The following is a 6764-nucleotide window of genomic DNA, read 5'->3' on the forward strand; positions in this document are numbered from 1 at the left end:
ACCCCCGAGTTGGCCGCGCTGCTCCCCCGACGCACCGCCATCACCCGCGCCTCGGCCGGCCGCGGCTCCCACGCCCAGGCGCTGGCCGCCAACGTCGACACCGTCGCCGTCGCCGTCTCCCTCGCCGGCCGCGCCGCGCCCGGCCTCGTCGAGCGGCTCCTCGCCCTCGCCTGGGAGAGCGGCGCCCAACCCGTCATCGCCCTCACCAAGGCCGACCTCGCCGACCGCGACCCCGCCGAGACCCTCGCCGAGTTCTCCGCACTCGCCCCCGGCGTCGACGTCCTCCTCACCAGCTCCGCCACCGGCGAGGGCCTCGACACCCTCGCCGCCGTCCTGACCGGCACCGTCGTGCTGCTCGGCCCCTCGGGCGCCGGCAAGTCGAGCCTCGGCAACACCCTGCTCGGCGAGGAACTCCTCGCCACCGGCCACGTCCGCGAACAGGACGGCAGGGGCCGGCACACCACCGTCCACCGCGAGTTGGTGCCGCTGCCCGCCGGCGGCGTCCTCATCGACACCCCGGGCCTCCGCGCCGTCGGACTCCAGGACACCGGCGACGGCATCGAGCAGGTCTTCGCCGAGATCACCCGACTCGCCCCGCACTGCCGCTTCGCCGACTGCGCCCACCAGACCGAACCCGGCTGCGCCGTCCTCGCCGCCGTCGAGGACGGCACCCTGCCCGAACGACGGCTCGTCAGCTACCGCAAGCTGCTGCGCGAGTCCGCCTGGGCCGCGTCCCGCGACGACGCCCGGCTCCGCGCCCAACGCACCGCGGAACGCAAGGCCATCACCCGCCACCTGCGCGCCACCTACCAGCACCGCGACCAACGTCCCTGACCCGACGCCGAGTCGACGCCGGGCAGGCATCGGGTCGGCATCGGGTCGACATCGGACCGTGGGCGTGCCCGGCCCGCCGGGTGCGCCCACCCCACCGTGCCTCCATGCGACGTCCATGCCACCTTCACCCGCATCAACCGGGGATTCCCAGGGGCCGAACGTCAGTTGAGGACGCTAACGTCAGGGGGGTAGGTAATAGACTCGCAGCCGGGTTGAGGGGGCGCGACATGAGCTACGGCGACGACTACGACGACACGCGCGCCGGCGGCGTCTCCGCCGGCACTCGGACGCGTCTGCCCGAGCAGCGCGAGTCCGCCGCCCGGCGCCAACCCGCCTCCACCGGACGCAGCCTGGCCGCCATCGTCGGCGTCGTCGTCCTGCTGCTCGGCGCCATCGTGTTCGCCAGCCGGACCGGCGGCGACGGTGGCGGCGGCGGCGGGGGTGCCGGCGACGACCGGGACCCCGACCGCGCCCAGGCCACCGCGCCCAGCGGCGAGGCCCCCGTGGACACTTCGACCAACGGCATCCCCGTCGGCCACCCGGCGACCGAGCAGGGCGCCCAGAGCGCCGCCGCCAACTACGCCGTGGCGCTCGGCGGCACCGAGATGTTCGACCCGCAACGCCGCCCCACCATCGTCAACACGGTCTACGCCCCCGACGTCGCCGCCGCCCAGGCCGCCGAGTACGAGCGGACGTACACCGACCCCGATTTCCTCACCCGCATCGGCCTCTCCGAAGTCGGCGCCGCACCGAGCGGCACCACCTTCGTCGCCCGCGTCAATCCGGTCGGCACCAGCATCGTGGAGTTCGACGGCGACACCGCCCGCGTCGCCGTCTGGTACTCGACCCTGTTCGGCCTCGCCGGCGCCGACTCCAGAAACCCGGTCACCGAAGGCTGGTACACGACCACCTACGACCTCGTCCGGGTCGAGGACGACTGGAAGATCACCGACTTCGACGAGCAAGAGGGGCCCGCTCCGGTCGGACGGGACCAACGCGCCTCAACGGCAGAGGAGATGGCCGATGCGGTCGAGCAGTTCGGCGGGTTTACCTATGCGCGCTGACCACCGGCGCCGCCGGGCACGCGGCGGCCCGTGGGCCGCCAGGCTCGCCGCGCTCACCGGCGGCCTCACCGGGCTCCTCACCCTCGGCACGGCCCTCGCCACCCGCGCCACGGCCGCCGAGGCCGACGAGGACTGCGGCCTGCTCAGCGGCCAGGCACGGGACATCTGCGAGGGCAACCCCGAGGACGGCGGAGGCGGCGACGGCAGCCCGGGGATCAACGCCAACCTCGACCCGCTCTCCTCGCTCGCCCAGGGCTGCGCCGACGCCGCCGCCTGGATCGTCAACGAGCTGTCCGACCTGGTGAACTCGACCACCAACGTCGACTTCACCAACACCGCCTTCCTGCGCCAGTACGCCGTCGTCTTCGCCGCCTCGACCGTCCTCACGCTCATCCTCTGGCTGCTCGCCATCGTCAAGCGCGCCATCCGCGGCGTCCCGTTCACCACCGCGCTCTCCGAGGCCATCGGCTACCTCTGGCTCACCGTGATGGCCTCCGCCTTCACCCCCCTGATCCTCTACGTGGTCGTCTCCGCCACCGACAACGTCACCGACGCCATCGTCGCCGGCACCGGTGACAACTCGGCAGCGTTCTTCGGGGACTTCGCGGCGGCCCTGGAGGCCGGCGAGGACATCGGCGGCGGCCCCATCATGCTGATCGTCGTCTCGCTGATCTCGATCCTGGCGGCCGGCGTTCTCGCCCTCGAACTCGTCATCCGCGCCGCCATGCTGTACGTCGGCGCGCTTCTCGGCACCGCCGTCTACTCCGGCCTCGTCGACAAGAACCTGTGGGGCCACGTCCGCGGCTGGGCCGGCGTCATGATCGCCGTCATCCTCATCAAGCCGGTCATCGCCATCGTCCTCGGCCTCGCCGCCGCCCTGACCAGCGGCGAGGAGGACGGCCCCACCGCCGTCTCGGCCATCATCTCGGGCCTGGCCATCATCATCCTGGCCATCTTCGCCTCCGCCATGATCTACCGCTTCGTCCCCGGCTTCGGCGACGAGATCGTCAACCACCGCGCCATGCGCCAGGACACGTCGAGCCGCGCCGCCCGCGCCGCCGTCTCCACCCCCGCCAGCCTGGTCCGCGAGGGCATGTCCACGCACGGCGCCCGAGGCGGCGCGGCGGCCGGCGGAGCCGCCGGCGCGGCCGCGGGCGGCGGCGCCGGCCCCCGCCCCGCCAACCCGGTCGCCGGCGGTGTCGCGGCCCACAGTTCCCGTACCGGCCAGTCGGGTTCATCATCGACGGGAACGAACACCGGACGCGCCGGAAACCCGGGCCCCGACAACCGAGGAGGTAGCCGGTGACCAGCCCACCCCACACCCTCACCAGGCGCCGCACCTATCTCATCGGACGGGCCAGACCACAGGCCATCATCGGCCGGAACCGCGAGGCCGGCGAGATCGGCTTCATCGTCGCCGGCGCCTTCCTCGGCATGATGAGCGGCATCCTCATCCCCACCCTGACCATCCGCATCGTCGGCCTGGTCGGCTTCCCCATGCTCGCCCTCGCCGCCGTCTACCTCCCGTACAACGGCCGCACGTTCTACCGGTGGTTCGAGATCAACCGTTCCTTCCGCCGCACCCAGCGCCGCGGCGCCACCTACCGCTCCGACGCCGCCGAGGCCGGCATCGCCTTCAGCGGCCGCGAGGTCGCCGTCGGCGCGCCCCCCGGCGTCGGCCGCGTCGAATGGCGCCCCACCGCCTTCGGCCCCGACGAGCTCGCCGTCCTGCTCCACACCGACCGACGCACCCTCACCGCCGCCATCGAGATCGAGGGCCCGGGCGTCGGCCTGCGCGACAGCGAGGACCAGGAGGCCCTGGTCGAGCGGTTCGGCACCCTCCTCAAGCACGTGGCCAACGGCGACGGCTACGTCACCCGGCTCCAGATGCTGGCCCGCACCCTCCCCGCCGACCCCGACGCCCACGCCAACGACGTCCGCGAGCGCGGCGACGGCGACGCACCGGGCTGGATCCAGAACTCCTACGACCAGCTCCAGTCGATGGTCTCCACCTCGAGCGAGCAGCACCGCGCCTACCTGGTCGCCTGCATGCACCACTCGCGCGAACTCAGCAACGAGGCCCAGTCCATCGCCCGCGCCGCCCGCACCACGGGCAACCGCCGCCGGATGTCGCAGGACGAGGCGTTCGCCATCGTCATGGCACGCGAGCTCGCCGACATCTGCGCCCGCCTCACCGAGGCCGACATCCGCGTCCGCCAGCCCCTCGGCGAGGCCCGGCTCGCCTCCCTGATCCACTCCATGTACGACCCGGACCACCCCATCGACCACATCCAGGCCATGTCCAAGCGCAACGCCTGGCCGGCCGAGCTCGACGCCCGCGAGCCCACCTACCTCCAGGCCAAGACCCGCGAGTCCGACACCCGCGAGCCCTGGTGCCACGCCACCGCCTGGGTCAAGGAGTGGCCGATGACCCCGGTCGGCGTCAACTTCCTCGCCCCGCTGCTCGTCCACACCCCCGACGTCATCCGCACCGTCGCCGTCTGCATGGACCTCGAACCCACCGAGGTCGCCATCGAGCGGATGCTCACCGAGAAGACCAACGACGAGGCCGAGGCGTCCCGCGCCGCCAAGATGAACCGCACCGTCGACCCCCGTGACGTCGCCGCCCACGGCCGCGTCGACCAGCGCGGCGACGACCTCGCCTCCGGCGCCGCCGGCGTCAACATCGTCGGCTACCTCACCGTCTCCTCGCCCACCCCCGAGGCCCTGGCGAGGGACAAGCGCACCATCCGCGCCTCCGCCGGCAAGTCCTACCTGAAGCTGGAGTGGTGCGACCGCGAGCACCACCGCGCCTTCGTCAACACCCTCCCCTTCGCCACCGGAATCAAGCGATGACGCACTCTCCGGTACCGCACCCCGTGCTGCGGACCCCGACAGAGTGGCCCCTGACAGAGTGGACCGTGAAAGAGGTGCCGCCATGCCGCCCCGCGATCCGCTGAACGTCATCACCGAGGCGTTCACCAGCCTCCTGTTCGGCCGCATCGAGACCACCCGGTCCCCCGTGCGCACCTCAACGGGCCAGGCCCAGGCCGTCTACCTGCCCACCGCCGCCCCCGGCCTCGGCGACTCCGGCGTCATCATCGGCCGCGAGGTCTACTCGGGCAAGGGCTACATCTACGACCCCTTCCAGCTCTACGGCCAGCAACTCCCGGCCCCCCACTGGCTGGTCCTCGGCGAGTCGGGCAACGGCAAGTCGGCACTGGAGAAGACGTACGTCCTGCGGCAACTCCGCTTCCGCGACCGCCAGATCGTCGTCCTCGACGCCCAGGGCGAGGACGGCGTCGGCGAATGGAACCTGATCGCCGAGGAGTTGGGCATCACACCCATCCGCCTCGACTCGATGGCCTCCGACGGCAACGTGCGCCTCAACCCGCTCGACCCGTCCATCACCACCACCGGGCAGCTGGCGCTGCTCCGCACCATCATCGAGGTCGCCCTCGGCCGCTCCCTCGACGAGCGCTCCGGCTTCGCCCTCAAGGTCGCCCACGCGCACGTCAACCAGAACATCACCGACCGGCAGCCGATCCTCACCGACATCGTCGAACTCCTCCGCCACCCGCGGCCCGAGTCCGCCGACGCCATGAACGTCGCCCTGGAGGACGTCCGCGCCTGGGGTCTCGACGTGGCGCTGGTCCTCGACCGCCTGGTCGACGGCGACCTGCGCGGCATGTTCGACGGCCCCACCACCGTCGGCATCGACCTCGACGCCCCGCTGATCGTCTTCGACCTCTCCCACATCGACCGCAACTCCATCGCCATGCCCATCCTCATGGCGATCGTCGGCGTCTGGCTCGAACACACCTGGATAAGGCCCGACCGGAAGAAACGCATCTTCCTGGTCGAGGAGGCCTGGCACATCATCAACTCGCCGTCGGTCGCCCAACTCTTCCAGCGGCTCCTGAAGTTCGGCCGCCGGCTCGGCCTCTCCTTCGTCGCCGTCGTCCACCACCTCTCCGACGTGGTCGACGGCGCCGCCGCCAAGGAGGCCGCCGCCATCCTCAAGATGGCGTCCACCCGCACGATCTACGCCCAGAAGTCCGACGAGGCCCGCGCCACCGGGCAGGTACTCGGCCTGCCCCGCTGGGCCGTCGAGATCATCCCCACCCTCACCCCCGGCATGGCCGTGTGGGACGTCAACGGCAACGTCCAGGTCGTCAAGCACCTGGTCACCGAGGCCGAGCGCCCTCTCGTCTTCACCGACCGCGCGATGACCGAGTCCTCCGAGGTCCTGCTGGCCGGCGAGGCCCTCGCCGACGACCCCTACGAGGCAGAGACCGAGGCCCGCGTGATGTCCTTCGAGAAGCGACAGGGCGTCGGCTAGCCGCCGGAGGCACCCCCATCATGAGCGACACAGCATGAGCGACGACACATGAGCGACAACGCGGCGGGCCGCCGCGGCGGCGGCATCCCCGACGGGCTGCTGCTCGCCGCGCTCGGCCTGGCACTGGCCTTCACCACCCTCGTGTGGTCCGCCACCGGCCTGGGTGGCCTGCTGCGGCACGGCGCCTGGCCGGACGGCGTCTCCTTCCTCCGCACCGCGGGCGCCGTCCGCACCCTCCTGGTGGCCCCACGCGATGTCGCCGGCGCCTGGCCGGGCGCCGACCCGAGCACCCTGCCGAGCGCCGGCGTGCTGTGGCTGACGTTCCTCGGCCAGCTCGTCGTGCTGTTCTGCGCGGCCCTGTGGGTCTCCGTACGCGTCGCGCACCACCGGGCACGCCGCCGCACCCGGGTCCGGGACCGCGCTCCGGACCGTCACGCGCCGGAGCCGAAGGCCGCGGCGCCGGGGCCCTTCCCCGGTCCGCTCCAGGCGCCGGCCAGCGAGCCGGCAACCCCCGCCGTGGAGAC

At 72.5% G+C, this 6764-nt stretch carries 5 protein-coding genes and 1 pseudogene; all 6 read left to right on the plus strand.

Annotated elements, in window-relative coordinates:
* Positions 1–834: ribosome small subunit-dependent GTPase A (rsgA, locus tag E1283_RS29025; RefSeq protein WP_132821143.1), on the plus strand; the 834-nt coding region annotated here is incomplete at its 5' end.
* A gap of 227 nt (positions 835–1061) precedes the next feature.
* Positions 1062–1898: a nuclear transport factor 2 family protein gene (locus E1283_RS29030; protein WP_132821144.1), complete on the plus strand. Its 837-nt coding sequence runs from the start codon at positions 1062–1064 to the stop codon at positions 1896–1898.
* A complete protein-coding gene (locus E1283_RS29035; RefSeq protein WP_132821145.1) occupies positions 1888–3204 on the plus strand; it encodes a hypothetical protein in 1317 nt (438 codons plus the stop codon). The genes E1283_RS29030 and E1283_RS29035 overlap by 11 nt, the downstream gene beginning before the upstream one ends.
* Complete coding sequence (locus E1283_RS29040; protein ID WP_132821146.1) at positions 3201–4754, plus strand: SCO6880 family protein; 1554 nt, start codon at positions 3201–3203, stop codon at positions 4752–4754. The genes E1283_RS29035 and E1283_RS29040 overlap by 4 nt, the downstream gene beginning before the upstream one ends.
* Positions 4755–4836: 82 nt before the next feature.
* Positions 4837–6240 (plus strand): ATP-binding protein, encoded by a 1404-nt coding sequence (locus E1283_RS29045; RefSeq protein ID WP_132821147.1) that lies wholly within the window; start codon positions 4837–4839, stop codon positions 6238–6240.
* A gap of 48 nt (positions 6241–6288) precedes the next feature.
* Positions 6289–6764: pseudogene (locus E1283_RS29050) on the plus strand (type VI secretion protein); the annotation flags it as partial.

It is taken from the genome of Streptomyces hainanensis (assembly GCF_004348415.1).
Classification (GTDB): domain Bacteria; phylum Actinomycetota; class Actinomycetes; order Streptomycetales; family Streptomycetaceae; genus Streptomyces; species Streptomyces hainanensis.

What these genes read in the sequence shown, in the direction of transcription:
- E1283_RS29045 (WP_132821147.1), top strand. Translation starts at nt 4,837, where the DNA reads ATGCCGCCCCGCGATCCGCTGAACGTCATCACCGAGGCGTTCACCAGC.
- E1283_RS29030 (WP_132821144.1), top strand. Translation starts at nt 1,062, where the DNA reads ATGAGCTACGGCGACGACTACGACGACACGCGCGCCGGCGGCGTCTCC.
- E1283_RS29035 (WP_132821145.1), top strand. Translation starts at nt 1,888, where the DNA reads ATGCGCGCTGACCACCGGCGCCGCCGGGCACGCGGCGGCCCGTGGGCC.